This is a genomic window from Winogradskyella flava (assembly GCF_014243395.1).
Taxonomy (GTDB): domain Bacteria; phylum Bacteroidota; class Bacteroidia; order Flavobacteriales; family Flavobacteriaceae; genus Winogradskyella; species Winogradskyella flava.
On the sequence record NZ_JACLCP010000001.1, the window covers coordinates 692,035 to 718,470 of the forward strand.

Here is a 26,436-nt window from a genome sequence, read left to right on the forward strand (position 1 = left end):
AACGCTATTTAATAAGATTTTTTTGACTTAAAACTGATTTATAAGTCTTGAACTATCCAAAAATAAGTCAAGAGTTCTGAAAAATCTATTCATTTTTTAAACCGTCATTTATTAAGGAATCCACCTCATGCATCTGGCTTAGGCAATCATTAAATTGTCTTGTAATTTCCTCCTCAATATTTGAAATTAGAGATACATCATTGCGGAACGCGATGGTCTTAAACTTTTTAAAGTTATATATTTCAAGGGTATTGAAGTCAATATCTTCTTTTATACTATCAAAAAAGCTATTCAATTTTATATCTACACTCTTTTCTGTAACGGTTTGTAAGTCATCTTGAAATCCTTGTAATTTTCCCAATGCAGTATTTAGTCCGGACGAACTATTTTGGTGCAGATTAAGGTAGTTTGTTAAATTATTCTGCCTAAATGAATATGCACCTGCACTCAATACATTGGCTAAATACTTTTGAAGACTATCTTTTTGGGTTTCTATATGTTCTCTTTTTAAAAACAACATGAAATTAGATAAATATCTTGGCAAATTTTGTCTGTAAATGGAATCATCTTTAAGCTCTCGGATGTTAAGATTATTTTCTTCTCTTAACTTATTTAGTAAGGTGATTTCGTTTTTTTGCATTTTTCGGTTCTCATTCCAGTTGTTAATTTGCAATGCAATGAGAATACCAATAACAACTAGAAGTATTTCACCAATAGCATATTTAAAGTATTTGCTAGTCTTGTTTTGTTTCATGAGATCGTATCGTATTTGTCTAAAGAACTTAATCATGTTAATATGTTTTAATGCCGACGCTGCAATCTGGCCCATTCACTAAAAATGTCTTCAAGACATTTTCTTTACGCTTTGTCCTGTTTTCCATAATGAGGTTTTGACGAATGCGACGAAAGAATTTAATCATTTACATGTCTTTGATATGATTATTAATTACTGGTACAAGTTCTTTATTAAGTTTCATAAGGTTCTCTATATCCTCAATAAGTTCCGCTGTTTTAACTCTTAATTCAAATAGTATTTGGCCAAATTCATCTGTGTTGTAGAGCTTTTCGAGTTTAGACATATCAAATATATTTTTCCCATAATCTTGAACATTAATAACCGCTTCTTTTGGGATGTGAATACCGTATTTTCGTAAAAAGGGTCTAGCTAAATCTAGCAGAACATTACTATAAGTTATATTATCTTTTAATGCTACTTGTTGAGATCTGTAATAGTTTTTTAAGACTTCAATAATTTGTTTATTATTGATACCTTCGGGAATATTATCTTCCAGGGCTACAGGATAGAGGTAAACAAGATATCTTATGAAATTGATATCGGTTTTTGCTAATTTAGAATTATGAGGGTCAATTATAAGTTCATCTACTAATTTTAATTGTTTATCCAGTAATATTTTGTCTTCAGTAAAAGCATTATAATCCAGTTTCAAATCTTCGACTAAATCAGTTAGGATAACTTTTTCATTATTGTTTAATTTCCTGTTTTCATTCCAATTGTTAATCTGTAATGCAATGAGAATTCCAATGACTACGAGAATAATTTCGCCAATGGCGTATTTAAAGTATTTTCCTGTTTTGTTTTCCATTATTAGATTTTGTCTTATATGTCTAAAGAATTTAATCATGTTGATCTAATTTCGTTTTAGAATCTAAAATTTGTATTGTTTCATCTAGCTGTGCTTCAGTGTTTTTAAGATAGACGAGTCTAGCCTCCACTAACTTTCCAAACTGAATGAGTATATTTCTAAATTCTATATTTTGTGATAGCGAGCTAAAGTCTATAGGTTCAAAAAGATCAGTAGAAACTACATCAAACTCATTAAATTTAATACTTAAACTATTAGGTGCCTTTTTAAAGAGTTTGTTGATAAAATCGTTTTGTATATAGTCAATACTATTATTCATCTCAATTTGTCTATCTAGTATATCTGGCAAGTCATTTTCATAAAGATTGAGAATAGATTTTAGAACAGACTCATCTGAAATAAGCGATGCCTTGCCATTTTGCATTATATTATAGCCTGAAGTAGCCCTATTAAAGTCACTTTTTCGCAATGCCTGAGATAGATACATCGGAACCATTAAATCGTAATGTTTATTTTCTAGTCGAAAAATAAGACTATCAATACCGCCTTTATTAATTATAAGGCGTTTGTATTGTTCTTCAACATTATTTTTATTAGTACTGATGTCTGTTTGAAGTTGTTTTAAAAGTCTAACTTCTTGTTTTGAATTTTTACGCTGCTCATTCCAATTATTAATTTGAAGTGCAATTAAGATACCAATAACTACAAGAATAATTTCACCAATAGCATATTTAAAGTACTTGGATGTTTTGTTTTCCATGAGAAGGTTTTGACGGATTTTACGGAAGAATTTAATCATTTCCTTTATGGTTTTGTAGCATCAATTATTTGGTCAATAAGTTCATCTGTTTCTTCACAGCGTTCTATAACCTGTTGATTATACCAAAGATGATTATCTAAATAATTTTCTAATTCTATTTCTTGAAACAATGGATAGTAATCTGGTTTTAATTTAGATTTTCCTGACCAAGAATAATTACTATTCATATCCATTTGCTTAAAGGATATTTTGTCTAATAAATAAGGTACAAACTGTTCATCAGACCACTTATCTAATTTGCCCATGCGTGTTTTTCTAATTTCAGATAGTGTATTCCATTTATAAAGTAAGTCAGTAATATTATCATTTTTTAGAAGGTTTAATTTTCCACTTTGCATAATGTTTTTAATAGTATTATCAGCAAAAGCAAATTCACTTGCACTAAATGCTACATAGAATAGGCTATCTAAATTATGTTTATAAAGTTCTTCTTTTGATACTCCAATTAAACTCATTAGTCTGTTTTCAGCATTCCCTTGACTTTTAACTACAGTCAAAAAATCTATTAAAACCTTTTTATTTTCTTTAAAATCAGCATGCAATTTTGCAATCACTTCTTTTTCCTCCTTTTGTTCGATGCGGTTTTGGTTCCAGTTGTTTACTTGTAAGGCTAGTAAAATACCAATCATTACTAGTATGATTTCGCCAATGGCGTATTTAAAGTATTTGCTAGTCTTGTTTTGTTTCATGAGATCGTATCGTATTTGTCTAAAGAACTTAATCATGTTAATATGTTTTAATGCCGACGCTGCAATCTGGCCCATTCACTAAAAATGTCTTCAAGACATTTTCTTTACGCTTTGTCCTGTTTTCCATAAGGAGGTTTTGACGAATTTTTCTAAAGAATTTTATCATAGCTCTATTTTAAAATTCTCTTACCTGAATTTTAATGATTTTTTGCAATGCTTCATTCTTTGCTATGGCAGAATTTAAAAGATTAAGCTCAAATAGTTTTACGTTTCGTTGGTATTTAATCAATTTAGCAAGCACGGGATTATTTAACTCATCTCTTATTTTTTGTTCATCTACAAGCATAGCCTGATTATAATCTATACTTTTTAGCATAAAGGGTATTACATTTTCATTTGTGAAAGTTTCCCCATATTCCGAACATACACGAAGTCGCTCATATGTTTGTTCATAATAGCTCGTAATATCATTTTTTAATTGATGATTAGCCATAGAGGCAAAGAGCCCACTACTTTTTAACCCGGAATAAGAATTATTGCTTTTGTAGAAATAGAAATAATTATCCAAAATCAAAAAAACAGAATCCAGGCCTACGGAATTATATTCTTTGTTTGCAAGCTTGGTTAGATAATTGAACCTCTTTGTGTCGCTTTTTTGAAATCCAGTTAACTGAGCTTTATCCTGTTTAAGATCATTCAAAATTTGTGTTAGAGCTATTTTTAATTCATCTTTTTGACTTTTATCTTCATTCCAATTATTGATTTGAAGCGCAATTAAAATTCCTATCACGACCAGGATGATTTCACCTATAGCATAGATTAGGTATTTGCTTAATTTATTTTCAGATAGTAAGCGCTGACGGATTTTACGAAAAAACTTTATCATGGCCCTTATCCTATTTGACCATCATTATTGATGTCCGTGCCAGATCGCTCTTCTAAAATTTTTAAGGTTTTAAGCAGCAGTGCCTTGGTACTGGAAAGTTCGTATTCTAGATCCTTAACGCGCTCTTCTAAAGATTCTGCTTTGTTTTTTTGTTCGTCGAGTTCGCCTTGTTGTATAAGGTCCCAGAATAGTCCCATGTTGATTGGTTTTAAAAAGTAGGGACAGTTTGTAGAATTTGGTTGGTTAATTATATGTGTATGAAGATAGTGATTTGTTACAAATCCACCGCATGCCCTAAATCCCTAAAGGGAGCCAGCGCGTAATTCTGAATTAATTTTTAACATGACGTTTTCGATATCATCTGTAACATCTTTATTTCTGAATCTAATTTCTTTAATACCTAGTTCTTTTATAGCTTCTGTTCGTTCTTTGTCTTTGACTTGTTGTTCTTTGGTTAAATGATAATCTCCATCAATTTCTATCGATAATTTTATTTTATGACAATAAAAATCAAGAACAAAACTGCTAATAGGATGCTGTCTTCTGAATTTGAAACCCTGAGGTTTTAGTCTTAATTTTTTCCAGAGCAATCTTTCCGATTCGGTCATGTTGTCTCTCAGCCGAGCTGCATTTTTGAAAATTATAGGATGAGCTTTATTATGCATTCCATTTTTCTTCAATCTGCCTTCTTCCATTAACCTTATGTTTTGTTTGCGGATAAAAAAGTCAACCCTTTAGGGATTGGGCAAGACTTTTCATTGCTCATAAATCCCAATTTCCAACTCCCCTTGATCATTCATAGTAGCGCGATACATACCAGCAGTATTAAATTCGGCAACCATATTACCGTTTTTATCAACAGCAACAATACCGCCATCGCCACCTAAAGCCGCAACCTTATCTAAGACTATTTTAGAAGCTTCTTTGAGACTTAAGCCTTTATAATCCATAAGTGCAGAAATATCATGCGCCACTTGCGCTCTAATAAAATATTCACCCCAACCCGTACTCGATACAGCGCAAGTCGCATTATTAGCGTAAGTACCAGACCCAATAATTGGCGCGTCGCCAACTCTACCATAACGTTTGTTGGTCATGCCGCCTGTTGAGGTACCTGCGGCTAAGTTTCCTTTTTTATCCAAAGCAGCGCAGCCAACAGTTCCGAATTTAGCATTTTTAATATCGGCATCATAGAAATCTAGATACGCAGATTCTGTATCTACTTTACCTGCTTTTTTGGCTTCACGTTCTTTCACACGTTTTAGAGATTCTAGTCGTCTATCTGTATGAAAATAAGAGGGTTCAACTAATGTTAAATCTTGTTCTTTGGCAAATAACTCGGCACCTTTACCAGATAACATCACGTGTTTGGAGTTGTCCATGACAGCCCTTGCTAAATCAATAGGGTTTCTAACGGTTGTAGTTCCAGCCGAAGCTCCTGCATTAAGCGTTTTTCCATCCATTATAGAGGCGTCCAATTCATTAGTTTCGGCATTGGTAAACACAGCACCTTTTCCTGCATTGAATAGTGGCGAATCTTCCATCACATTAATGGTCTTCGTAACAGCATCAAGACTGCTTCCTCCATTTTTTAAAACCTCGTAGCCTACTCTAATTGCTTCTTCTAATTTCGCCTTATAAGCCGCTTCTTTTTCTGGTGTCATATTCTTTTTTAGAATGGTGCCTGCTCCACCATGAATGATAATTGCAAATTCGGGCTTTTCGGAACTTACATCCGTTGAATTTTCAGCTGCTGCGGTATCTAGGGAAGAAGTTTCATTTTTGCAAGCAAGACATAAAAATAATACAAGAATAAATGGAATAAATATTTTCATGACAGGTTAAATTTTATAAGCTTTAAAGTTACATTTTTAGAGTGTACTCTTCAAGTGAAACTGACAATTTATTAGTAACTTCGTGGCAAAATTTAATAATTCATAAAAAACAATCATATATGGAAGCTGTAGCTACCGATTTCGGAATAAAAGAGGCTTTACGACAATTAGGAGTAAAGGATGTAAATAATGGGACTTCAACCGGTTCTGACTGGTTCTCTAATGGTGAAATTATTGAATCTTATTCTCCTGTAGACGGTCAATTAATTGGTAAAATAAAAACAACAACAAGGACGGATTACGATAGAGTCATGAATGCCGCAACCAAAGCATTTTTAGCTTGGAGAGATGTGCCAGCACCTGTTCGTGGAGAAGTAGTACGTCAATTTGGTAATAAATTAAGAGATTTAAAAGAGCCTCTTGGAAAGTTGGTGTCTTATGAAATGGGTAAATCTTTACAAGAAGGTTATGGAGAGGTCCAAGAAATGATTGACATCTGTGATTTTGCAGTAGGCTTATCAAGACAATTAAACGGTCAAACCATTCCTTCCGAACGTCCAGGACACGTGATGAGGGAGCAATGGCACCCAATTGGTGTGGTTGGTATTATCTCTGCGTTTAACTTCCCGGTAGCAGTTTGGGCATGGAATACAGCTTTAGCATGGATTTGCGGTGATGTATGTGTTTGGAAAGCATCAGAAAAAGCGCCTTTGTGTTCTGTAGCTTGTCAAAATATTATCGCAGGCATCTTAAAAGAAAATAACTATCCAGAAGGAATCTCCTGTATTATTAATGGCGATTATAAAGTTGGTGAGTTTATGACAACGGACTCAAGAATTCCTTTAGTTTCTGCTACAGGTTCTACTAGAATGGGACGTATTGTTGGTGCTACAGTAGCTAAACGTTTTGGCAAATCATTATTGGAATTAGGCGGAAATAATGCTATAATCATAACACCATCCGCAGATTTAAAAGTGGTGGTGCCAGGTGCCGTATTTGGTGCTGTTGGAACTTGTGGACAACGTTGTACCAGCACACGTCGTTTAATTATTCACGAATCGGTTTATGATAAAGTAAGAGATGCTATTGTTGGAGCTTATGGGCAATTAACTATTGGTAATCCTTTAGATGAAAAAAATCATATAGGCCCATTGATTGATAAGGATGCGGTAAGCACCTATTTAGTTGCAATTGAAAAAGCAAAAGCTGAAGGTGGAAATGTATTAGTAGAAGGTGGTGTTTTAGAAGGAGAAGGTTACGAAAGTGGATGCTATGTAAAACCAGCAATTGTTGAAGCTGAAAATCATTTTGAAATTGTACAGCACGAAACATTTGCTCCAGTTTTATATTTAATGAAATATTCTGGAGATGTAGAAAATGCTATTGCTAAACAAAATGGCGTAGCTCAAGGTTTATCTTCTGCGATCATGACCAATGAAATGAAAGAAGCTGAAAAATTCTTATCATATGCTGGTTCTGACTGTGGAATTGCCAATGTAAACATCGGAACCTCTGGTGCGGAAATTGGTGGTGCCTTTGGTGGTGAGAAAGAAACAGGTGGGGGACGTGAGTCTGGATCTGATGCATGGAAAGTATACATGAGGAGACAAACCAATACCGTAAACTATTCAGACGAGTTGCCTTTAGCACAAGGAATTAAATTCGATCTATAAGAGCTAAGAGATAATTAAGATTTATAAAGCCATATCGTATGATGTGGCTTTTTCATTTGTGACTTTTCCCGCTTTAGTGTTTCCTAATTATTGCAGAAAGATGTTAAATTTTTAATATCTTGATAATCTATAACTTAAAACACTAACTAATGAGTAAAAAAACATCTTACCTTTTAGGTATTTTACTTACTATCATTATTGGTACCCTATTGTATTGCTACCTCTGTGACGATTGTCACTGTTTTCCTAATGGAGAAGAGGTCGTAACCGAAGATACTAATAATGTAGCAGAACCTGAAGTTGTTCCAGCGACTCGGAACGCATTATCTATTTCTGATGCCAATGGCAACTTCAACATTAAAATTAATGACAACTTTAATTTTAAAACATCAAACTTTTCAATCTTAAAACCTATTTCAGAAAATATAACTTCTGAAGTTGTAAAGTTGAAAGATTATCTATTGGAAAATCCTTTGAAGGATATTGATATTACTGGCTATTATCGTAGTGACGAAACCAATAATTCGGCATATCCCAACTTAGGTTTAGCTAGAGCGAATACCGTTAAAAACTATTTAGTATCTCAAGGCGTACCTGCTAGGCAGATCGATACGCATGGAGCATTGAATGACACTATTAATCCAGATGATGCTAATACATTGTTTGGACCATTGAAATTTGGCATTGTAACTCTAGAAGAAGATGCGGTAGACGAAGCCTTGGAAGCGACTTGTGACTCTATAAGAAAGAATCCGATTGTACTGTACTTCAAAACTGGTGCTGCGCAAATCAATTTAACGGCAGAGCAACGTCAAAAAATTGCGGATATCTCACGTTGTATAGATAAGCTCGGTGTTAAGGTTCAAGTGGTTGGCCATACTGACAATACAGGAAATGCTGATCAGAATATGACTTTAGGACAAGGTAGAGCGGATTTTGCCAAAAACTATTTGATTAGAAATGGTATTTTAGATAGCAATATTGAAGCTTCTTCCAAAGGACAGACAGATCCTATTGCAGATAATAAAACAGAAGAGGGGCGTACTAAAAATAGACGTACCGTAATCACTATAAACTAACAAACTTAAAACATTATAAAATTATGAACTGGTGTATATTAATCCCATTACTTGTAGGTGCAATTTGTGCATTACTAGGCTATTTACTAGGAAGACTTCTAGGAGGAGGTAACGATGATAGCGATAGAATTGCAAAACTAGAAGCAGACCTGGAGGCTTGCAATAATTTAAGATCATCCATTGAAGCCGATTTAAAATCCGCAAACGCTAATTTAACGTCGTCTTTTGCAGCTAGTGCAAGTGCTATTGCTTTTGATGCAGATACAGCTAAGGCCGTTTTTGGTAAGAAAATAAAAGAGAATGACTTAACAATTGTAGAAGGCATTGGCCCTAAGATTCAAGAGTTATTTCACAATCATGATGTGAAAACTTGGAAAGCCTTGTCAGAGTGTTCTATTGATAAATGCCAAAGCGTATTGGATAGCGGAGGAGAACGTTTTAGAGTACACAAACCAAACACATGGCCAGATCAGGCCAAAATGGCTTATGAAGGACGTTGGGCAGACTTGCTAAAATGGCAAGATGAGCTTGATGGCGGAAAATAAAATCATTGAAATAAGTAAAATCAAAAGCCGTTTCTATTTTAGAAACGGTTTTTAATTTCAATGTGTAACAAGGACTTAACTTTTGAAGCGTAGCTTCGGAATAATTATTGTAACAATTAAACCAATATTCATATCTTATGTCTAACACTATATGACACGAAAAGAACTTCAACATTTATATTGGCGTGCAGGTTTTGGAATGGACCATAAAAAGGCCAATACGTATGCTAAGAATAGAAAAAGTGTTGTTGATGCACTTATCACGGATTCTAATACTGTTACTCCGTTGGACATTGATCTGTCATATTTAGACGGCATTGACCCTATAGATCTTAGAAATCATCCCTCATTAGCTCGCGAGATTACTCAAAAGGGTAGAAAAAAAGTTCGAGAGCTAAACCCTATTTGGGTACAACGATTAATAGACCCTAAAGAACTATTGAGAGAACGGATGACCTTGTTTTGGGCCAATCACTTTGTGTGCAGAGACCAAAACCCAAAGCACGCATTACATTATAATAATTCACTTCGATCCTTTGCTTTGGGAGATTTTAGAGCGTTTGTAAAAGCGATCTCCAAAGAAGCAGCAATGCTTAAATATTTAAATGGTAAACAAAACAGGAAGCGTAAACCCAATGAGAATTTTGCACGTGAGCTTATGGAGTTATTTACCTTGGGTGAAGGGCATTACACAGAAAAAGATATTAAAGAAAGCGCAAGGGCTTTTACGGGATATAATCATAATTTTAGCGGAGAGTTTGTATTTAGAGAGCGTCAGCACGATGATGGATCCAAAGTATTTTTAGGAAGTATTGGTAGATATGATGGTGACGATATTATAGACATTATACTAGAAAAAAAACAGTGCGCACGTTTTATTTCAGAAAAAGTCTATCGTTATTTCGTAAACCCTATTCCTAACAAAACACATATTTCTGCGATGACGGATGTGTTTTACAAAGACTATAATATTGAAGATTTAATGCGATTTGTGTTTATGTCCGATTGGTTCTATGCTGAGGAGAATATAGGTTCTAAAATTAAAGCGCCAGTAGAGTTTTTAGTTGGTATAGCAAATACGGTTCCGGTTAAATTTGAAAGAAAAAAAGATATACTTGTTATACAGAGACTATTGGGCCAGATATTGTTAGACCCTCCAAATGTGGCTGGTTGGAAAGGTGATAAAGCTTGGATAGATGCCAATACTATTATGTCTAGACTGAAAATACCATCTCTACTATTAAATAACGCCTTGATTTCTCTTAAGGAATATGGAGATTTCAATGATAAATTTAAAAATCAATACTTTAAAAGAAGTAAGGACAAACTACCATTTAAGACCTTACCAAATTGGGATGCATTTTTAGAGAATTTTAAATCTATTGAAACTGAAAATCTATCAGAAATTATTATTCAAGGAAATATTAATAGAGGTACAGCAGATTACTTAAAAACATTGAGCAAGGCATCCAAGCGTGATTATTGTGTTCAGCTAATGTCGTTGCCAGAATATCAAATGTGTTAGTTATGGATAGACGAAAATTTATAAAAGATTCTGCATTAGCGAGTAGCTTATTTTTTGTTCCAAGTTTTGTAAAAGCCTTTGAGTCAGTTGCTACAGAAAAATTGGGTTATAGACGATTAGTTATTGTTCAGCTTGCTGGTGGGAATGATGGATTGAACACTATTATTCCTCATAATAATGATGTTTACTATAATGCTAGACCACGTTTAGCCATAACGAAAGATATCATTAGGCTAAACGATAATTTAGGGTTTCACCCAAGCTTAGCACCTTTACGGTCTCTATTCGATAATGGCGAGCTGTCCATCATTAATAATGTGGGATACCCAAATCCTGTACGGTCGCATTTTAGATCAATGGATATTTGGCAAACCGCAAGCGACTCGGATGAGTATTTACAAAGTGGCTGGCTAGGTCGTTATTTAGATGCGCATGGACAAAAACCATACAATGCCATAGAAATGGATGAGCAATTGAGCTTGGCAATGAAAGGTGAACATTTTAACGGCATTGCCACCAACAATTATAAGGCACTGTATAAAACGGCCAAAGACCCGTTTTTTAAAAGTGTCCTTAACCATTACAATGACACACATTTAAGTGAGCACAATTTGGGTTATCTCTATCAAACCATGATAGAGGCTAAATCTTCTGCCAAGTATATCTATGAGAAAACAAAAGTAAAATTATCGCAACAGGATTATCCCCAAAATAATTTTGCAAAGCAGCTTAAAAATGTGGCGCAGTTTGTAAATTCAGATTTGGACACGAAAGTCTTTTATACCTCACTAGGTGGATTCGATACACACGCCAATCAGCAAAATAAACAATCTAGATTATTAGAACAATATGCCGAAAGTATATCTGCTTTTGTAAAGGATTTAAAACGAAATGAAACATTTGAAGATACCTTGATCCTAACTTTTTCTGAATTTGGAAGACGTGTTAAGCAAAATGCAGCTAATGGTACAGATCACGGTGCTGCAAACAACGTATTTATAATTGGTAAAAATCTTAAGACAGCAGGTTTCTATAACAACTTGGCAAGTCTAACGGATTTAGATACGAATGGTGATTTAAAATATGAAATTGACTTTAGGTCTGTTTATGCTACAATACTATCTAAATGGATGAACGTTTCAACGAAAGGAATTATCAATTCAAAACAAGAAGTATTACACTTTATATAACTAAAAAACCTTGTTTCATTTTTTGCTTTCGCAATAGTGAAACAAGGTTATATAATTGATTAATAGCAATTCAAAGATGCGAGTTATTTTGCTTAGTCATTAAAATTTTTGATGAATGGTCGAAAAAAATGTATAATCTGTAGTGTTTTTGTAAGAGCTTCGATAAGATGCAGAAATAAAGGATAAAATATTCGATAAATCCGACGATCTAATTGTATTTCACTTTCCTTAAAATTCTAATGGTTTCTTTGTAGGACTTGTATAACTCAGAATCATATTTTTTAATATATGTTTTGGCATAATCTAGTTTAGGTAAAGCATCTTCAAAACCATTGAGGTAACAAATCAAATAACTGGCAGCTAAATTTTCTAGATCTAATCGTTCATGGTCGGCTAGGGTTATCCCTTTTTCAAGCTTCTCTAAGATGGCATTATTGGTATTGTAAATATGATGTAATACTTTCTTGTCAAATTGTGGAGGGTCAAAAATTAAGTTGGCTTCAATCGAATAATTTGCGCTATCATTAAAGTGAATAATTTTCTCTTCAAGTTTATAATATTTATAGGATTGCTGTAGACCAAGCCTCACATATTCAACAATCTTAAATGAGTTTTCATCATAGAAAATAGCGACTTCATCCAATGCCGAGTAAAATAATCGCACCTGTTCGTTTATTAATTCAATATCTACGCGCGAATAGAATATTTCATTCTTAACATGCTTTTTATGACCAGACCAACAGAGCACAAAATATTCCTTAAAAACGTTGTACTGCGGATTAAAATCCTGACGTTTATTCATAAAGTCAAAAACACCATCAAGTGTTAGCTCAATATTGTTTTGCGCATGATTTTCAATAGCAGACACTATTTTAGAGTTAAGGTCCTTAATTTCAATATCAAAAACCTTGGGCATACTCATACTGCCATCTCTAAAGAAGACTGAGCCACCATAGTACTTCCATATATTCTTTCTTAGCGATGTGATTTTATCTATAGGTCTAATGGTCACAAGTCCAACGACTTTATCATCTGGTAAATGAGGAAAAGGGATATTTTCGTATTGAACAATTGGCGGATGCGTTAAATAGGCATTAATAAGGTTTTGGATTTTACTGTCGTCAAAAAAGTCAACACCAATAATGTCATTGTCTTCGTCCTCGACTCCTATGACTATATAGGCGTTGTTTTTGGGATTGCTGTTAGATAATGCGCAGATATGTTTCAAGAACTTGGCCTTACCCTCTTGATGGCTAATGTCTACCTTTCGCTTTTTGTCATAGAAACTATTCTCATCGTTATGAGCCAGTAAGTTTTTTATGAGTAGCCTTTTGTTAATCAAAATTCTATTGGTATGAAGAATTGATCTTTATATGTAATGGGTTGATAATTTATATCTGTATAATATCCATCAATATACGCTTCCTTATCAGGAATTAAGCTTTTTATTTTTTGGATTATACCATCCGAATTATTAGGATCTTGAACATATATTTTTTGTAGGTTAGACATATAACTCAGAATGTCAGTATCAAATTTTCTATTGAAAAAAGGGAATGAATAGCCAACTACTACGAGTAATTCAGTATCCATTATTGATTTGCATAAGTTGCTAGAAAATTCGACACTTTTAGAATTACTTTCCCATGCAAAAGACATTGTAGACTCAAATTTTCTATAAACGCTTGGTTCATAAATTTCTAAGACTTCATTAATGACTTGATTTAGATCTGAGTCAAAACTTTTTAGAAATTGACCATTAATTTCACCCGTGGATCCGTTTAGTTTGAAAATAGAAAAACTATTTGGATTGAATGAATCATTTCTATCTAGGCCATTTATTTGTACACTTAGTGCTTTTTTTGTTGAATCGATTGAACCCTTAGAAAACTCTTTAAATGCAATTTCAAATTGTGAATCATAATTCCAAGAGACTATACGAATGTTATGAGGCAATGAATCTAGTTCTTCTAATATAGACGCAAAAAAACTGTCATATCTTTTATCAAACTTTTCTACTTGACAATAATAAAAAAAACAGGACATAATTATTTTAAGTCTTTTCAGATTTTTATAATCTTTTTGTAGAAATAATTTTTTTGCTAAAGTATCTATACTGCTTTGGTTTTTAGATTCGTCGTGGAGCCAAATAATATCCTCATAAACTTTCTCAATTAACTTATACTTATCATGAAAAGCGTCAGACCTAAATTCAAAATCAGATAAATAAGCATTAGAAGGATTAGAGCTGATGGGTTGAAAAAACTTTGAGCCGTTAGGTATATCAATCATAGTTGGCTTAAACAATTCAGAAAAAAGTAAAAGTCTATCTTCGATTTGATTAACAATTGGCAAAGCCTCGTAACTGGCTCCAGCACCTAGTAGATAAGTAATATTCATTTTAAATTTCTTTCTTCACTACAGTAGAACTTGCTTGCGCCGTACAAAACATTAGTACATCAGCAATATTAACATGAGCAGGCCGCGAGACTGCAAAATAAATCACCTCAGCAACGTCCTCAGCCTGTAAGGCTTTATAACCTTTGTAAACGCCCTCTGCTTGCTTTCCACCTTTAAACCGTACTTCGGAAAATTCGGTTTCCACTAGTCCAGGATTAATAGCGGTGACTTTTATTCCAAATGGATTTAAATCTATGCGCATGCCTTCAGTAATAGCTAAAACGGCATGTTTGCTGCCGCAATAAACATTACCTTTTGGGTAAACTTCCTTTCCAGCTGAAGAACCTATATTGATAATATGACCTACTTTCCGTTCCGTCATTCCTGGTATGATAGCCTTACTGACATAAAGAAGCCCTTTTACATTAATATCCATCATCGCGTCCCAATCATCTAAGCTGCCAGTCTGTATTGGGTCTAAACCATGAGCATTACCAGCATTGTTGATGAGTATATCAATATCCTGAAATTCCTTAGGCAAGGAAGCTATGGCCTCGAGGGTTTTCTCTCTATCGCGCACATCAAAATTCAAGGTATGGACATCTGTTTGTTTAGATAATGCTTTTTCAATACTATCTAAACGTTGTTGCCTACGTCCACATAATACCAAGTTAATACCATGTTTAGCAAACGCTTCTGCCGTAGCTTTGCCTATTCCGCTCGTTGCACCAGTTATCAGTGCGACTTTTTTTTCATTCATAATTTTCCTTTTCAACTTGTTTTACTGCAAACGGCGACTAATTCTAATTTAAGGTACTTTATGTCCTTGACTAGCCACTAGAATCAAGAACCAATCCTCTAGATTCAAATCTATTTTTGAGGCTTCCATGGCTTGGGTCAATCGTGTTTTATTTGTTGTGCCAACCACTGGATGAATACCGGCTGGATGTTTCATAATCCAAGCCAATAACAATTGATCTTCCGTTGCTTTGTATTTATCCATAAGTTCTCCAAGTTGCTTATGAATACGTCTAGTTTGCTCGTTATCTTCTCTAAAAACTGAACCTAAAGGAGACCAAGCCATAGGTTTAATTCCACAAGTTTTTACATAATCCAGAGTACCATCATGCATGGCTGAATGCTGAGTCAAAGAAAACTCAATTTGATTGACATCAATATCCATACGAAAGCCAATCATATCCATTTGAGATGGTGTAAAATTTGAAACACCGAAGTCCCTAATTTTGCCGTCCTTTTTTAGAATGGTAATGGCTTCTGCTATGTCTTCAGCAACCATTAAAGGACTTGGCCTATGTAATAGCAATAAGTCCAAATATTCGGTCTTTAGATGTTTAAGGGACTCTTCTACTGACCAAATAATATAATCCTTATCATAGTTGTAATGCTTAACGGTATTATCTCGATTTTCGCAAACATATTGAATGCCACATTTAGAGATTAGTTGAATATCTTCACGCTTAATACCAGAATCTGCGAAAGCATTTCCAAAATCGTCTTCGGTGGTGTAGGCACCATAAATATCGGCATGATCAAAAGTTGTAATGTTATTGGCAAGACAATGGTTCATTAAGTTTACCATTTCTTTTTTTGAGAGTTGCTTGCCCCAACTTCCCCAGGTCATAGTACCTGCAATTAATCGAGAATATGTCACTTTTTTTTCAGGTTATATGGATTTTTTTGCAATTGGTGTATAAAAATACTCAAAAGCAAAGGAATAGAATATTATTGTTATGTAATTATTCTGTATACCCAAATCATGAAACATTTACAACCTCTAAAATCACTCTTTTTAATGCTTATGCTTTCAGTTTGCCTTGCAAGCTGTTCTAAGGATGACATGGATAACAATGAGAATTTTACGAGTATAACTGTAAAGTTAAAAAGTGTTACTGGTGAGCTCAATAAGGTGTATATAGATATTCAGGATGTGCAGATAAAGGTGAATGCAAATGAAAGCCCAGGAGCTTGGATAAGCCTAAATGCAATAAATCGGGGAACTTTTAATGCCTGTGATTTAAGAGAGAGTAACCCACTAATTTTGGTAGATGACTTTGAGATTCAAGCAGACTATGTTTACGAAATAAGACTGGTACTTGGAGATAATAATTTTATGGACATCAACAATGTTTTACATAGTTTGGATGTTGTAAGTCTAGGAAATGCCAAACCATCCAATCTTATAGGTACTCAATTAGATTCTAAGCGACGCTATGATGTTGTTATCGAATTTGATATCGATGAATCTATTAGTTTTAATGGAGCTGAAAATATGATGGTTTTAAACCCTAAATTATATACTTTAATACGACAAATCGAATATTAATTATCCTAATCCATAATTAATTGAGAAAAAAGGGCAATATCATTGGTATAGCCCTTTATTTTTTAACCAATTGTTAACAGCAACTACCGAATAATTTTAACATTTTGCACTCTTGAAAAAATCACTAAAATAGTTTAGCTCTTAAATAGAATAAACATGGAAGAAACGAGTACGATTGATATTAAATCAATTAATGAAAAGATTGAAAAAGAAAGTGCATTTGTAGACCTATTGACCTTAGAGATGAATAAGGTCATTGTAGGTCAAAAACACATGGTAGAGCGTTTGTTAATAGGTTTGCTTGGACAAGGACATATTTTATTGGAAGGTGTGCCTGGTTTAGCAAAAACCTTAGCTATTAACACGTTGTCTAAAGCGATTGATGCAAGTTTTAGCAGAATACAGTTTACGCCAGACTTATTGCCGGCAGATGTCGTAGGTACTCTAATCTATAATATTAAAGAGAACGATTTTTCAATTAAGAAAGGACCGATCTTTGCGAATTTTGTCCTAGCGGATGAGATTAACAGGGCACCTGCTAAAGTGCAGTCTGCATTATTGGAAGCCATGCAGGAAAAGCAGGTAACTATTGGAGACGAAACCTTTATCTTAGATAAACCATTCTTGGTAATGGCTACTCAGAACCCAGTGGAGCAAGAAGGAACGTACCCTCTGCCAGAAGCCCAGGTGGATCGTTTTATGTTAAAAACGGTAATTGATTATCCAAAGCTAGATGAGGAGCAACTTATAGTGAGAGCCAATCTTAAAGGCGCCTACGAAAAAGTGAATCCAGTAGTGTCCATTAAGCAAATTCTAAGTGCACAGGAAGCAGTTAGAGAAGTGTATATGGATGAGAAGATTGAAAAGTATATACTCGATATTATTTTCGCTACGCGTTATCCAGACAAATACAGATTAGCAGATTTAAAGCCTTTAATTTCATTTGGAGCATCTCCTCGTGGGAGTATCAATTTAGCTATTGCAGCAAAATGCTATGCTTTTATTAAACGAAGAGGTTATGTGATTCCGGAAGATGTGCGTGCTGTTGTTCACGATGTATTGCGCCACAGAATAGGTATTACTTATGAAGCGGAAGCAGAAAATGTGACTTCAGAAGATATCATCAATAAGATTATAAACGAAATCGAAGTACCTTAAAATTTTAGATTTTAGCATTACGAATGACGATTTTAAAAATCGTAAATCAACAATCTTCAATCGAAAATTGATAAATGGATACTAAAGAACTTCTAAAAAAAGTACGAAAAATAGAGATCAAGACACGTCGCTTGTCTGATCATATATTTGGAGGAGAATACCACTCGACTTTCAAGGGGCGTGGTATGACTTTTTCTGAAGTACGTCAATATCAATATGGAGATGATGTTAGAAATATCGATTGGAATGTTACAGCACGTTATAATGAACCCTATATAAAAGTTTTTGAAGAAGAGCGCGAATTAACCATGATGTTAATGGCTGATGTTTCAGGAAGTAAATTCTTCGGAACCAAGAATCAATTCAAAGATGAAATAGTCACGGAAATTGCTGCAACTCTAGCGTTTTCTGCGACTCAGAACAACGATAAAATAGGATTGATTTTATTTTCAGATGATATTGAACTTTACATTCCGCCAAAAAAAGGGCGCTCACATGTACTCAGAATTATCAGGGAATTATTGGAGTTTAAGCCAAAAAGCAAAAACACCAATGTGGCAGAAGCCTTTAAATTCCTGTCTAATGTCATGAAGAAAAAAGCTATTGTATTTGTGCTTTCAGATTTTATAGCAGACGATTATAAACAGACCTTAAAAATAGCCGCAGGCAAGCACGACATTACAGGAATCAGAATTTACGATAAGCATGAAGCATCCATTCCAAACATAGGTATGGTGCAAATGGAAGACGAAGAAACAGGAGAATTGCTATTAGTAAATACAGCTTCCAAAAAAGTGCGTGACACTTACGGAAAGTTTTATAATGAACAGGTTAACTATTTTAAAGATGCTTTTACAAAATCTGGTGCTGGCACAATAGATTGCCGTGTCGATGAAAGTTATGTGCGAAAGCTATTGGGCTATTTTAAACAAAGAGGATAATTAAATGATGAATTTCGATTTACGAATAATGAATTTCAGGCTGAAAGAAAAAGTCTTCTTTAGTCTATGTTCTGCATTCTTTTTTCTTTTTTCTTTTAGTTCTTTTGCCCAAGTTAAAACAGAAGTAGACACGACTAAAATCCGAATAGGAGAACAAATCAACTATAAAATTAATGTAGAGGCAGACTCTACAGCTTTGGTTGTCTTTCCTGAAGGTCAGACCTTCCTACCATTGGAATCCGTCGAAGCTTCGAAAATTGATACCACTAAAAAGGACGCTAAGTTTCAACTATCTAGAATTTATAAACTTACTCAGTTCGATTCAGGTTCGTATACCGTTCCAAGGCAAAAAATAATCATTGGAGATAAGCCATTCTTTACAGATTCACTTCGTATAGATGTTGGTACGGTTGAGGTTGATACGACCAAACAAAAACTCTACGATATCAAACCGATTATCGATGTCGATAAGAGTGGTGGCAATTGGTGGAAATGGCTATTGGGTATTTTAGCAGCAATTGCTTTGGTTGCGTTTTTATTGTGGTGGTTTATTTGGAGGCAAAAACCATTAACTGAAGAAGAGGAAATTGCCTTATTACCGGCTTACGATAGAGCGAAACTAGCACTACAGAAATTAGATGAAAGTCAATATTTAATCCGTTCTGAGGTCAAGGAATACTATTCAGAATTAACATTCATTATCAGAAACTATCTTGACGAAAAAGTCTACGATCGTGCTTTAGAAAGTACAACGGACGAATTAATTTCTAGACTTCAGTTATTAAAGGAGGGCAATCAAGTCTCTTTAACTAAAGACACCATTAAAAACTTAGAGTCCATATTAAAACGTGCCGATCTAGTAAAGTTTGCGAAATCGGCTCCAGATACGGCCTTAGCAGAAATGGATAAAGCGACTATTACCAAGGAAATAGATCATGTAAAAGCAAGTTTGCCAGAACCAACAGAAGAAGAAAAACTTTTAGACCAGCAATATAGAGAAGCACAAGAACGAAGAAAGAAGCGTAGAAAAGTCATTCTAACGGTTGCCATTTCACTGTTCTTGCTCATTGCCACATTTGTCGGTTTTGGTATTAAATACGGTTTCGATTATGTTAAGGATACCATCATTGGCCATGAAAGTAAGGAGCTATTAGAAAGTGAATGGGTTGAAAGTGCTTATGGTTTTCCGCCTGTTTGGATAGAAACGCCTAGGGTTTTAAAGCGCGTAAGCTTAGATTCAGTATTGAGTGAAGAAGAACAGAAAAATATTCAAATGACCACATTTATGTACGGCACATTGTTGGATATTTTTAGTGTTACTGTGAATAACACCACGCTCAATGTTCCACAACAAGAACAACCACAAGATGAAAATGCTGAACCAATTTTTGATTTGTTCAAGATTTCAGAAGGAGGTATTCAAGGCTTTGAGTCCAAAGGCGCAACAGATATTACAGTAAAGCGCGAACAATTTATAACACCAAATGCCGCAGAGGGTTTAAAAACCTATGGAACGTTTAGTCTTAAAATGCCTAATAGGGAAAGAGAAGTAGATGCGGAGTATGTAATGTTGTTGTTTTCGAATCAACAAAATGTGTTGCAGCAGGTCATAGTAACTTGGCCTCGAGATGATGATTATGCAGATAAGGTGGTTGAACGTATTTTAGATTCAGTTGAACTCAATCCAGATGAACCCGTTGAAGAGGAGGAAGAATAATGTTTGAGAATATAGAATTTTTAAATAAAGAATTGTTTTGGTTTCTATTGCTTTTGCCAATAGCACTACTTTGGTATATCCTTAAACACAATAGGCAAACAGCAGAACTTAAAATATCAAGTACTAAAGGATTTCAAATGACCTCATCGTTTTGGTCAAAATTTAGACATGTTTTATTTGCCTTTAGACTAATCGCCTTAGGATTATTGATTACGGCTTTGGCGAGACCACGAACTGTAGATGTATCTACTAAGACTAAAACTACCAGAGGAATAGATATTGTCATGTCTATTGATGTTTCAGCCAGTATGTTGGCAAAGGACTTAAGACCAAATCGATTGGAAGCTTTAAAGGAAGTTGCGGCCGATTTTATTGATGGACGACCAAATGATAGAATCGGTTTGGTAGAATATGCAGGTGAAGCCTATACAAAAACACCTATTACAAGTGATAAATCGATTGTACAGCGTTCATTAAGGGATATTAAGTACAATACAATTATCGAAGGTGGTACAGCGATAGGAATGGGGCTGGCAACATCTGTAAATCGACTTAAAGATAGTAGAGCCAAAAGTAAGGTCATCATTCTTTTAACCGATGGTGTTAATAACGGAGGATTTATAGATCCAAAGATTGCTAGCGAATTAGCAGTAGAATATGGTATCAAGGTTTATACCATTGGTTTGGGTACCAACGGTATGGCATTATCTCCAGTGTCTATTAATTCTAACGGAACATTTAGATATGGTCGTCAGCAAGTAGAAATTGATGAGAAATTGCTTGAGGAAATCGCTGATGCTACAGGAGGAAAATATTTTAGAGCTACAAATAATAAGAAATTAGCAGAAATTTATAAAGAGATCAATAAACTCGAAAAGACCGAAATAGAAGAAAAGAAGTATTACAATTACGATGAGAAGTATAGACCGTTAGTGCTATTGGCTGGGCTATTACTCTTAATTGAAATACTGCTAAGAAACACAATATTTAGAAGCTTTGTTTAGACTAGATGAGAAAATATGGTTTTGGACATTACTGGTTATCCCGGTAATTATTCTGCTATTTTTATTATTGCAAGTTTGGAGACGTTCTGCTCAAAAGAAATTTGCTGATAGTGAATTACTGAAGCGTTTAAGTCCGAATCAGTCCTTATTCAAAAGTATTTTAAAAATTGTAGTACTATGTGCTGCTTTTGCTTGTTTGTCCTTGGCATTGGTAAATCCAAAAATTGGAACAAAATTAGAAACAGTTCGAAGCCAAGGTGTGGATATTGTCTTTGCAGTGGATGTCTCTAAAAGTATGTTGGCAGAAGATATCGCTCCAAATCGTTTAGAAAAATCCAAACAATTAGTAACACAAATCATAAATAGTTTAGCGAGTGATCGTGTAGGTATTATTGCATATGCTGGCAAAGCTTTTCCACAATTGCCTATCACAACGGATTATGCTTCTGCAAAAATGTTCTTACAGAATATGAATACCGATATGCTGTCCTCACAAGGAACAGCCATTAGTGAGGCGATTCAACTAGCAAAAACTTATTATGATGATGAGGAACAAACCAATCGTATTTTAATTATTATTTCAGATGGCGAGGATCATGAAGGTGAAGCTGTTGATATTGCAGAAGAAGCTAGTGACGAGGGAATTAGAATATTGACTGTAGGCGTTGGTGATATTAAAGGAGGTCCTATTCCTATAAAGAGGAATGGCGTTGTACTCAATTACAAAAAGGACAATAAAGGAGAAACAGTAATAACCCGATTAAATGAGGCAACTCTTAAGGAAATTGCTGAAGAAACAGATGGCGTTTATATTAATGGAAGAAATACCACTGAAGTAGTAGATGCCATCAAAGACATTTTAGATAAGATGGATAAAAAGGAATTTGAGTCCAAACAAATTGCCGATTTCAAGGATCAATTTCAATGGTTTTTGGGTCTAGGTATTTTATTGTTGTTTTTGGATATTTTCTTTTTGGAACGAAAAACAGCATGGCTGAAGAAGTTGAATTTGTTTAATGAGAACTTTTAGATTTTCTTTAACGTTATATCGTTAAAGGGTTTGCTAATTTTAGAATATGATTAAAACGAAGACATATCTAGTGTTATTCTTGATGCCACTTTTAGTTTGGAGCCAAGATAATAAACTAGATGGCTTTGACAATCTTGTGGACAAAACTTGGATTGCTAAAGGCGAGTGGTCTAATGGTTACGAGTTCAAGCAGGAAGTCAGTTATAACTATGACTTAAACAAAATGATAGTCGTTGCAAAATCTAAAGGATTTACAAACGAAGCACAAACGGAATATGGTAGCAGGAATCATGGCATACGAAAATACGATGCCGAAAAGGACACCATTGAGTTTTGGGAGTTTGATGTATTCGGTGGCGTGACACAAGGTACTGTTGAATTTAAGGATATGGGTATATTTTACCATTGCAAGTATGGAAAAGCGATGGTTAGTGATTGCTGGGAATATGTTGATGACAGAACCTATAAATTTACTTTAGGAAGTTATAAAGATGGTCAATGGAAAGCTGTTTATCTTCAAGCGGAATTTAAATTAAAAGAGGAGTAAGATGAAGTTTTATGTATTACTAATTATAGGATTAATTGGTTTCTTTGGATTTTCTCAAGAGCAAGACAAGGCACAATTAAAAGCAGAAAAAAAAGCAACGAATTTGGTATATAAAGCCAATGAGCTTTTACAAGAAGACAATTACATAGATGCAGAAATGGAATACAGAAAGGCTATTTCTGAGGCACCCAACAAAGCGGTTGGAGCCTATAACTTGGCAAATTCCTATTACAAAAAAGGAAATTATGGTGAAGCACTTTTCAGAACCGAAGAAGCATCCAAAAACGCTACCACAAAAGAGGAAAAGCACAGAGCGTTTCATAATTTAGGTAACATCTTAATGCAGAAAGAGATGTGTAAAGAAGCTGTAGAAGCTTTTAAGGATGCTTTACGAAGTAATCCAAACGATGAAGAAACACGCTATAATTTTGCATTAGCGAAAGAATGCGCTGAACAACAAAAAGATGGTGGTGGAGAAGACGAGAAAAAGGACGAAAACAAAGAAGAGGAAAAGGATAAAGAAGACGAACAAAAGAAAGAAGACGAGAATAAAGAAGATCAAGACAAAAAGGACGAAGGCGATAAGGACAAAAAAGAAGGCGATAAAGAAGAGGACGAAAAAGGTAAGCCTAAAGACGATAAAAAGGATGGTAAAGGTGAAGAGGATAAAGATAAAAAAGATCAAAAATCAAAACCTAAGCCAGGACAGATGTCTCCTCAGCAAATAAAAAACATATTGGAGGCCATGCAGAATCAAGAGCAAAAAGTCCAAGAAAAAATCAACGCAGAAAAACAAAAAGGCGCTAAGGTCAGAACGGAAAAAGACTGGTAGCTTTGATATTAAGAAATAACTGTTTTATGCAATAGTCGCAGTAAGTGCAGTCTTTAGTGTTTTTAATAAATGAAAATCTCAAAATACATATCAATAATTATCTTATTACTCGTAACGAGTATGGCTTCTGCACAGGTGAAATTCGAAGCGAAAGTCAGCAAGAAGAAGTTAGGTGTTAACGAACGTTTACGTATTGACTTTGAGATGAACAAAGACGGCGATAATTTTGTACCGCCTGATTTTAAAGATTTTACGGTTGTTGGAGGACCAAACACTTCTGTTAGCAACTCTTGGGTTAACGGAAAGCGATCGTATGCCAAGACTTACAGTTATTTTTTATCACCTAAAAAGCGAGGTAAATTTACGATTAAGCAAGCCACTATTGAAATTGACGGCGAAACGTATAAAACATTTCCTATTACAATCGAAGTTTCAACTGCTGTAGATCAACCAAATGCACCTCCAGGAGCTTCAGAGATTGCTTCAGAGAATATTCATTTAGTGGCTGAAGTGTCCAAAAATAATCCTTATCTAAATGAGGCCATTACGGTAATTTATAAGTTATATGTAGCACCAGATGTCGGCGTAAGTAATTGGCGTGAAAAAGATAACCCAAGATATAACGATTTCTGGAGCCAAAACATAGAGATAAAAGCATTAAACCAACAAAAAGGCTTATATAAGGGGAAAGAGTATCGGTATGTAGTACTAAAAAAAACAGTGCTATATCCTCAAAAATCGGGCAAATTGAAAATAGAACCTTTGGTTTTGGATATTAATGTCGAAGTTCCGTCTGGCCGAGCAGATATTTTTGGACGTCAAATTATGACAAAGGTGCCGCAAACCGTAACGGCAGGAGGTAGGACCATAGACGTTAAACCTTTACCTTTAGATGGGCGACCAACTGATTTTAAAGGCGCGGTTGGAGATTTTCAATTTAATGTGACAACTTCAAAAACGCAGCTTAACGCTACAGAATCGCTTCAGGCCAAGATAGAAGTTTCAGGTAAAGGGAATTTAAAACTTTTTGAACTCCCAAAGTTGACGACTCCTAGTTCGCTTGAGGTTTATGAACCAGAACATAAAGAAAATGTAAGTACTAACCTCAATGGGATGCGAGGCCGTATTTCAGATACTTATACTATTGTACCTCAGTATAGAGGCAAGTACCCTATTCCATCCATTTCTTTCTCATATTTCGATTTAAAAACCGAAAGTTATAAACGTATAACGTCAGACGAAATGGTTATTGACGTTTTGGAGGGGCCAACACCGTCTGCAAATAATAGCGAAAATTCTGCGGTATCTAACACGAAACAAACTGTTAGGCCAAATACAAATACATTTGCGTTTATTAAGACATCTTCTAATTGGGCTGATATTGAAAGTAAACCATTTTTTAAATCCACTGGATTTTGGTCCATGCTATTACTACCGTTTTTGGGAATTCCTTTAGCAATTGCTATAAGAAAAAACAAAGATAAACGTGATGCAGATGTGCAAGGGAATCGTATAAGACAGGCAAATCGTTTGGCGAGGAAATATTTAGGTGAAGCCAGGAAAAATTTAGGAAAAAAGGAAGCTTTTTACGAATCCTTGGAAAGAGCACTTCATAATTATCTCAAGGCAAAATTAAATATTGAAACTAGCGATTTTAACAAGGAAAAAATTGAGAGCTTACTCATAGAAAGGCGGGTAGAAAGTACAGTAGTTTTAGATTTTATTTCAATTTTAGAAAATTGCGAATTGGCGAGATATACACCTATAACACAAGTGACTATGCAGAATGATTATGACAAAGCGGCCAAAACCATTTCATTAATTGATAAACAACTAAGATAGTATGAGAGCAGTTTTATGTCTATTGGTGTGTTGTTTCAGTTGGTGTGGGATGTCCCAAAACAATGAACGTTTTGAAGAGGCCAATGCGTTGTACAATGATGGGAAATATGCAGAAGCCATAGATAAATATGAATCGATATTAGAATCTGGGGAACATTCCTCAGAATTGTATTTCAATATCGGCAACGCTAACTATAAGCTCAATAACATTGCGCCCAGTGTTTATTGCTACGAAAAGGCACTTTTGCTTAACCCAAATGATAAAGATATCAAGAACAACTTGGCGTATGCCCAAAAAATGACGGTTGATGCTATAGATAAAGTACCGCAAGTTGGTTTTTCCAGAATTATCAATAACATGGTTAATACCTTTAATGTTGATACTTGGGCCAAAATAGCAATTGTAGGCGTCTTATTATTTGCGCTATTATTCTTAATGTATCATTTTTCTTATGCAACTACCAGAAAGAGGTTGGCATTCATTATAAGTGTTTTAGGTTTACTGCTGGCTTGCTTCTCCGTTGCAATGGCATTTCAGAAAGAGAGTTTGAACAAAAAAAATAACCCTGCAATAGTATTCGCACAAGAAAGTAGGGTTATGGCAGAAGCCAATAAGAGTTCTGAGGAAGTTTTTAGACTCCATGAAGGTACCAAAGTACAAGTTTTGGAAGATTACGAAGATTGGTTCAAGATTCAACTTTCTGACAATTCAATAGGCTGGATTCCTTCAAAAGACGTAAAAGTGTTAAAGACTTTTTAATTATTAATTTACAAT

The 26,436-nt window shown here is 34.6% G+C and carries 27 protein-coding genes; 15 read left to right on the top strand and 12 right to left on the bottom strand.

The window, feature by feature from the left end:
* Nucleotides 1-85: 85 nt before the first annotated feature.
* From H7F21_RS17360 to H7F21_RS03075, 8 genes are all read right to left on the bottom strand, one after another.
* A complete protein-coding gene (locus H7F21_RS17360; protein ID WP_185788593.1) occupies nt 86-790 on the bottom strand; it encodes a DUF6090 family protein in 705 nt (234 codons plus the stop codon).
* 130 nt (nt 791-920) lie between these two features.
* Complete coding sequence (locus H7F21_RS03045; RefSeq protein ID WP_185788594.1) at nt 921-1,604, bottom strand: DUF6090 family protein; 684 nt, start codon at nt 1,602-1,604, stop codon at nt 921-923.
* 31 nt (nt 1,605-1,635) lie between these two features.
* On the bottom strand, nt 1,636-2,403 hold the full coding sequence (locus H7F21_RS03050; protein ID WP_185788595.1) for a DUF6090 family protein: 768 nt from the start codon (nt 2,401-2,403) through the stop codon (nt 1,636-1,638).
* A gap of 5 nt (nt 2,404-2,408) precedes the next feature.
* Complete coding sequence (locus tag H7F21_RS03055; RefSeq protein ID WP_185787752.1) at nt 2,409-3,113, bottom strand: hypothetical protein; 705 nt, start codon at nt 3,111-3,113, stop codon at nt 2,409-2,411.
* 175 nt (nt 3,114-3,288) lie between these two features.
* The gene (locus H7F21_RS03060) at nt 3,289-3,999 is read right to left on the bottom strand and encodes a DUF6090 family protein (protein ID WP_185788596.1); all 711 of its coding nucleotides are present in this window, start codon (nt 3,997-3,999) and stop codon (nt 3,289-3,291) included.
* A gap of 5 nt (nt 4,000-4,004) precedes the next feature.
* Nucleotides 4,005-4,196 carry a hypothetical protein gene (locus tag H7F21_RS03065; protein WP_185787753.1) on the bottom strand — a complete coding sequence of 64 codons (192 nt, stop codon included), beginning with the start codon at nt 4,194-4,196 and terminating at the stop codon, nt 4,005-4,007.
* Between the two features lie 105 nt (nt 4,197-4,301).
* Complete coding sequence (locus H7F21_RS03070; RefSeq protein ID WP_246431404.1) at nt 4,302-4,694, bottom strand: endonuclease domain-containing protein; 393 nt, start codon at nt 4,692-4,694, stop codon at nt 4,302-4,304.
* Between the two features lie 60 nt (nt 4,695-4,754).
* On the bottom strand, nt 4,755-5,834 hold the full coding sequence (locus H7F21_RS03075; RefSeq protein WP_185787754.1) for an isoaspartyl peptidase/L-asparaginase family protein: 1,080 nt from the start codon (nt 5,832-5,834) through the stop codon (nt 4,755-4,757).
* 119 nt (nt 5,835-5,953) lie between these two features.
* Between H7F21_RS03075 and amaB the strand changes: the two genes are divergently transcribed.
* The 5 genes from amaB to H7F21_RS03100 all read left to right on the top strand — a co-directional run bounded on the left by amaB (nt 5,954) and on the right by H7F21_RS03100 (nt 11,846).
* Nucleotides 5,954-7,507: an L-piperidine-6-carboxylate dehydrogenase gene (gene amaB, locus H7F21_RS03080; RefSeq protein WP_185787755.1), complete on the top strand. Its 1,554-nt coding sequence runs from the start codon at nt 5,954-5,956 to the stop codon at nt 7,505-7,507.
* Nucleotides 7,508-7,656: 149 nt separating this feature from the next.
* Nucleotides 7,657-8,586, top strand: a complete 930-nt coding sequence (locus tag H7F21_RS03085; RefSeq protein WP_185787756.1) for an OmpA family protein — start codon at nt 7,657-7,659, stop codon at nt 8,584-8,586.
* A 23-nt stretch (nt 8,587-8,609) separates the two neighbouring features.
* On the top strand, nt 8,610-9,131 hold the full coding sequence (locus H7F21_RS03090; RefSeq protein WP_185787757.1) for a hypothetical protein: 522 nt from the start codon (nt 8,610-8,612) through the stop codon (nt 9,129-9,131).
* 151 nt (nt 9,132-9,282) lie between these two features.
* Nucleotides 9,283-10,656 (top strand): DUF1800 domain-containing protein, encoded by a 1,374-nt coding sequence (locus H7F21_RS03095; RefSeq protein WP_185787758.1) that lies wholly within the window; start codon nt 9,283-9,285, stop codon nt 10,654-10,656.
* Nucleotides 10,657-10,658: 2 nt separating this feature from the next.
* Nucleotides 10,659-11,846 (top strand): DUF1501 domain-containing protein, encoded by a 1,188-nt coding sequence (locus H7F21_RS03100; RefSeq protein ID WP_185787759.1) that lies wholly within the window; start codon nt 10,659-10,661, stop codon nt 11,844-11,846.
* A 208-nt stretch (nt 11,847-12,054) separates the two neighbouring features.
* On the opposite strand, the gene H7F21_RS03105 is transcribed toward H7F21_RS03100, so the two are convergent.
* From H7F21_RS03105 to H7F21_RS03120, 4 genes are read right to left on the bottom strand one after another with little or no spacing between them, the layout of a single operon-like run.
* Nucleotides 12,055-13,188, bottom strand: a complete 1,134-nt coding sequence (locus H7F21_RS03105; protein WP_185787760.1) for an ATP-binding protein — start codon at nt 13,186-13,188, stop codon at nt 12,055-12,057.
* Nucleotides 13,185-14,246, bottom strand: coding sequence for a hypothetical protein (locus H7F21_RS03110; protein WP_185787761.1), 1,062 nt, complete (start codon nt 14,244-14,246; stop codon nt 13,185-13,187). Before H7F21_RS03110 ends, H7F21_RS03105 begins: the two co-directional genes overlap by 4 nt.
* Nucleotide 14,247: 1 nt before the next feature.
* The gene (locus H7F21_RS03115) at nt 14,248-15,006 is read right to left on the bottom strand and encodes an SDR family NAD(P)-dependent oxidoreductase (RefSeq protein ID WP_185787762.1); all 759 of its coding nucleotides are present in this window, start codon (nt 15,004-15,006) and stop codon (nt 14,248-14,250) included.
* Nucleotides 15,007-15,054: 48 nt separating this feature from the next.
* Nucleotides 15,055-15,918 (bottom strand): aldo/keto reductase, encoded by an 864-nt coding sequence (locus tag H7F21_RS03120; protein ID WP_343067442.1) that lies wholly within the window; start codon nt 15,916-15,918, stop codon nt 15,055-15,057.
* Between the two features lie 105 nt (nt 15,919-16,023).
* On the opposite strand from H7F21_RS03120, the gene H7F21_RS03125 reads away from it, so the two are divergent.
* The 10 genes from H7F21_RS03125 (at nt 16,024) to H7F21_RS03170 (ending at nt 26,421) form a co-directional block, all read left to right on the top strand.
* Nucleotides 16,024-16,590, top strand: a complete 567-nt coding sequence (locus tag H7F21_RS03125; protein WP_185787763.1) for a DUF4382 domain-containing protein — start codon at nt 16,024-16,026, stop codon at nt 16,588-16,590.
* A gap of 156 nt (nt 16,591-16,746) precedes the next feature.
* Nucleotides 16,747-17,748 (top strand): AAA family ATPase, encoded by a 1,002-nt coding sequence (locus tag H7F21_RS03130; protein ID WP_185787764.1) that lies wholly within the window; start codon nt 16,747-16,749, stop codon nt 17,746-17,748.
* Nucleotides 17,749-17,822: 74 nt separating this feature from the next.
* Nucleotides 17,823-18,689: a DUF58 domain-containing protein gene (locus tag H7F21_RS03135; protein WP_185787765.1), complete on the top strand. Its 867-nt coding sequence runs from the start codon at nt 17,823-17,825 to the stop codon at nt 18,687-18,689.
* Nucleotides 18,690-18,696: 7 nt separating this feature from the next.
* Nucleotides 18,697-20,406 carry a hypothetical protein gene (locus H7F21_RS03140; protein ID WP_185788543.1) on the top strand — a complete coding sequence of 570 codons (1,710 nt, stop codon included), beginning with the start codon at nt 18,697-18,699 and terminating at the stop codon, nt 20,404-20,406.
* On the top strand, nt 20,406-21,410 hold the full coding sequence (locus tag H7F21_RS03145) for a vWA domain-containing protein (RefSeq protein ID WP_185787766.1): 1,005 nt from the start codon (nt 20,406-20,408) through the stop codon (nt 21,408-21,410). The genes H7F21_RS03140 and H7F21_RS03145 overlap by 1 nt, the downstream gene beginning before the upstream one ends.
* The gene (locus H7F21_RS03150) at nt 21,403-22,440 is read left to right on the top strand and encodes a vWA domain-containing protein (RefSeq protein WP_185787767.1); all 1,038 of its coding nucleotides are present in this window, start codon (nt 21,403-21,405) and stop codon (nt 22,438-22,440) included. The genes H7F21_RS03145 and H7F21_RS03150 overlap by 8 nt, the downstream gene beginning before the upstream one ends.
* Before the next feature lie 46 nt (nt 22,441-22,486).
* Complete coding sequence (locus H7F21_RS03155; protein ID WP_185787768.1) at nt 22,487-22,987, top strand: hypothetical protein; 501 nt, start codon at nt 22,487-22,489, stop codon at nt 22,985-22,987.
* A 1-nt stretch (nt 22,988) separates the two neighbouring features.
* A complete protein-coding gene (locus H7F21_RS03160) occupies nt 22,989-23,819 on the top strand; it encodes a tetratricopeptide repeat protein (protein WP_185787769.1) in 831 nt (276 codons plus the stop codon).
* 69 nt (nt 23,820-23,888) lie between these two features.
* Complete coding sequence (locus H7F21_RS03165; RefSeq protein WP_185787770.1) at nt 23,889-25,661, top strand: BatD family protein; 1,773 nt, start codon at nt 23,889-23,891, stop codon at nt 25,659-25,661.
* A gap of 49 nt (nt 25,662-25,710) precedes the next feature.
* Nucleotides 25,711-26,421, top strand: coding sequence for a tetratricopeptide repeat protein (locus H7F21_RS03170; protein WP_246431406.1), 711 nt, complete (start codon nt 25,711-25,713; stop codon nt 26,419-26,421).
* Nucleotides 26,422-26,436: the final 15 nt, after the last annotated feature.